The organism is Microbacterium sp. (assembly GCF_035277845.1).
GTDB lineage: Bacteria > Actinomycetota > Actinomycetes > Actinomycetales > Microbacteriaceae > Microbacterium.
Window position 1 is genome coordinate 1 of record NZ_DATEJS010000335.1, and the last position, 2,189, is coordinate 2,189.

2 protein-coding genes are annotated in these 2,189 nt (G+C 73.9%); one reads left to right on the forward strand and one right to left on the reverse strand.

Going from position 1 to position 2,189, the window contains the following annotated elements:
- The first annotated feature begins 62 nt into the window (after positions 1–62).
- Complete coding sequence (locus VJR25_RS14735) at positions 63–1,577, forward strand: aminotransferase class I/II-fold pyridoxal phosphate-dependent enzyme (RefSeq protein ID WP_324116333.1); 1,515 nt, start codon at positions 63–65, stop codon at positions 1,575–1,577.
- Between the two features lies 1 nt (position 1,578).
- Here VJR25_RS14735 and VJR25_RS14740 read toward each other — a convergent pair.
- Positions 1,579–2,189, reverse strand: a 611-nt coding sequence (locus tag VJR25_RS14740; RefSeq protein ID WP_324116336.1) for an MFS transporter, incomplete at its 5' end; no start/stop codon positions are given.

Consider the following 2,189-nt stretch of genomic DNA (forward strand, 5'->3'; position numbering starts at 1 on the left):
CTATCGAGATATGAAGATATCTCGATATTCCCTCTTCATGTCGCGGCGGTCAGCATGGAGACATGACGATCGACCTGTGCGCCGCCCCGCTGCTCGACCGCCTCGCCGGCGCGACGCCCTCTCCGACGCCGTACGCCGACGCACTGGCCGCGCACGGAGAGCGCGAGCAGGTGCGACTGATCGTCCCGGGGCACGCCGCGGACCCGCTCGCGGCACCGCGGCTGACCTCGTTCTTCGGGGAGTCCGTGCTGCAGCGCGACGTGACCCCGCTGATCCCGGGCCTGGACCTCGGGCCGCACAACGCCCTGCAGCAGGCGCGGGACCTCGCGGCCGAGGCGTGGTCGGCCCGGCGCACGTGGTTCCTCACCAACGGCGCCTCGCAGGCGAACCGCACGATCGCGCTCGCCCTGGCGTCGTATCAGCGCACCGACGCGCCCGTCGTGGTGCAGCGCAGCGCGCACTCCTCGACCGTCGACGGCATCGTCGTGGCCGGTCTGCGCCCGGTCTTCGTGCAGCCCTCGATCGACACGGACCACGGCATCGCGCACGGCGTCTCGGCGGCGGCCCTCACCGCCGCGCTGGCGGACGCCCCGGGCTGCAAGGCGGTCGTGCTGACCTCGCCGAGCTACTTCGGCGCCGTCGCCGACATCCCCGCCCTCGCCGAGATCGCGCACACGGCCGGTGCCGCACTCATCGTGGACGGCGCCTGGGCGTCGCACTTCGGCTTCCACGAGGACCTCCCCGCGCAGCCGCTCACGCAGGGCGCCGACGTGCTCGTCAGCAGCACGCACAAGTTCGGGGGCAGCCTCACCCAGTCGGCCATGCTGCACCTGGCCGACACGGTGCACGGCCGGGCCCTCGAGCCGCTCATCGAGCGCGCGTTCGGCCTGACCCAGTCGACCTCGGAGAGCTCGCTGCTGCTGGCGTCCCTCGACCTCGCGCGGGCCGAGCTCGTCGACGGCCACGACGGCATGACGGCGGCCATCGCCGCCGCAGCCGAGATCCGCGACCGCATCCGGCGCATCGGCCGCTTCGGCATCGCGTCGGACGACTTCACCGCCTTCGACGACATCGTCGCGGTCGACCCGATGCGGGTCTCGATCGACGTGTCCCGGGGAGGGGTCGGCGGGCACACCGCGCGCAACACGCTCATGCAGCGGGGAGTGTTCCTCGAGATCGCCACCGAGACGTGCGTCGTCGCGATCCTCGGCCCGGGCGTCGTGCCCGACATCGACCGGTTCATCGACGAGCTGCACGCTCTGCCGGCGAGCCAGGACGGCCGGATCCCGCGCGTCGGCACGGTGCCGACTCCGGGTGAGCTCGTCATGCTCCCCCGCGACGCGTTCCTGCGGCCGTCGGTCGCGGTCGCAGCCCAAGATGCCGTCGGCCGCGTCAGCGCGGAGACCCTGGCCGCGTACCCGCCGGGCATCCCCAACGTGATGCCGGGTGAGGTGATCACGGCGGAGGCGGTGCGGTTCCTCACGGCGGTGTCGAATTCGCCGGGCGGCCACGTGCGCGGCGCGAGCGACCGCAGCCTCGGGACCTTGCGCGTGATCGACGACGCCCCGGCCGGCTGACTCAGCCGACGGCGCGCCGTCGACGCACGAGGATCGTGGCGGCGACGGCCAGCAGCATCCATCCGGCCGCGTAGCCGAACGCGGCGGTCGGACCGGCGACCGTGTAGAGCACCCCGGCCACGACGGTCGCGACGACGTCGCCGCCGGCCTGGACGGCGCCCAGCACGCCGAACCCGCTCCCGCGCAGCGCGTCGGGCAGGATGCCGGCGACCATCGCGGACTCCGCCGTCTCGGCGAAGCCGATGCCGGCACCGGCGAGCACGAACGCGACCACGAGCACGGGCACGGGCGGCGTCGCGAGCGCGAGCAGCGCGTAGCCGACGAGGTACACCGCCGCCCCGGTCGCGAACACCGTGCGCGGATCGCCGCGGTCGATCCAGGCGCCCGCGATGGCCGCGACCGCCGCCGCCACGGCGTTGTGGCCGGCGTAGAGCAGCACGGCGATCGACGCGGCCCCGGCGAACCCGAGCACGCCGAGCGCGTCCGTCGCCCGCAGGATCAGCAGGGTGGTGGCCAGGTTGCCGCATTCGAACAGCACGATGGGCACGAGCGGCCGCCCGAGCCCGGACCCGGCAAGTCCGCGCAGCGCGAACCGGGCTCTGCGACGCACGG